Origin of the sequence: Micromonospora sp. NPDC052213 (assembly GCF_040679695.1) — a bacterium.
Classification (GTDB): Bacteria; Actinomycetota; Actinomycetes; order Mycobacteriales; family Micromonosporaceae; genus Micromonospora.
Genome location: NZ_JBFAVI010000432.1, coordinates 1 through 1,003, shown reverse-complemented (window position 1 = coordinate 1,003; position 1,003 = coordinate 1). Strand labels below are relative to the sequence as shown.

The 1,003-nt window shown below is 74.7% G+C and carries 2 protein-coding genes; both read right to left on the bottom strand.

Annotation, left to right across the window (positions count from 1 at the left end; translation table 11 throughout):
* Positions 1-813: terpene synthase family protein (locus AB0L34_RS34535; protein WP_363709892.1), on the bottom strand; the 813-nt coding region annotated here is incomplete at its 3' end.
* Positions 810-1,003: cytochrome P450 (locus AB0L34_RS34530; RefSeq protein WP_363709890.1), on the bottom strand; the 194-nt coding region annotated here is incomplete at its 5' end. The genes AB0L34_RS34530 and AB0L34_RS34535, both read right to left, overlap by 4 nt.

The following is a 1,003-nucleotide window of genomic DNA, read 5'->3' as shown; positions in this document are numbered from 1 at the left end:
CAGGAAGTCGGCTTCCCGGGGCGCCTCACCGGCCAGCTTCGCCAGCCGGACGCGGCAGTGGTCGACCTGCTCGGCGAACCGCCGCTCGACCTCGGCCGGGTCGTCCACCAGCAGCAGCGCGTTGAGGTCGCCGGACTCGGCGTCGCGGCGGTGGGTGCCGAGGTCGTTCACCAGCCGCAGGGCCCGCTGCACCTCGTCGCTGACGGCGACCGCGTGGTCCATCGCCTCGGCGGTGGACACCGATCCGGTGTGGATCCAGTGCGCCACGTTGACCACTGTGGCGGCGAGGTTGTCGGCGTTTGCGAGGTAGTCGGCGAGCGTGGGGCGGCCGGTGCGCCGCCAGTCCCACTCGCGGGCCATCGCGTCGAGCGTGCGTTCCATCGCCGCACGCCAGTGGCCGCGCAGCGCCGGGTAGCCGGGCGCGGCGGCCACGTCGTCGCGCAGCTCGGCCAGGAACCGGCCCAGTGGGTCGTCGGTGCCGGCGCCGTCGAGCACGTCCAGGCAGACACCGGTGATCCGGTCGACCTCGGCCCGGCTGGTGGCCTGGTGGTCGACCAGCCAGTCCACGGCGAAGCCCCAGAGCACGGCGCGGTTGGTCACGGCCAGCTCGGCGGCGCTGTGCCAGGGGGCGCTGAACGCCATCGCCTGGGCGATGCTGCTGAACAGCGTCGCGTCGAACGGGTCCGCGGGGAACAGCTCCGGGTGCGCGGCGGCGGCCTTGCGCAGGCCGCGCTGGCCCTGCGCGGCGAGCGCGCAGACCCGGCCCTGCTCCGCGGCGACGGCGAGTAAATCCGGTGTCGGCCCGTCGGTCATGCCCGCTCCGCCCGCCCGGCCGCGACGAGTGTCAGCTCCACCCGCTCGCGCGGCCGCAGCGCCGCGGCCAGCCGCAACCCGGGTACGCCGGGGCGATGCAGCCGGAACCGGTAGCGGCTGAGCATGGTGGCGAGGATGAGCTGCGCCTCCAGGTAGAACAGGTACATGCCGAGGCACTGGTGCGGCCCAC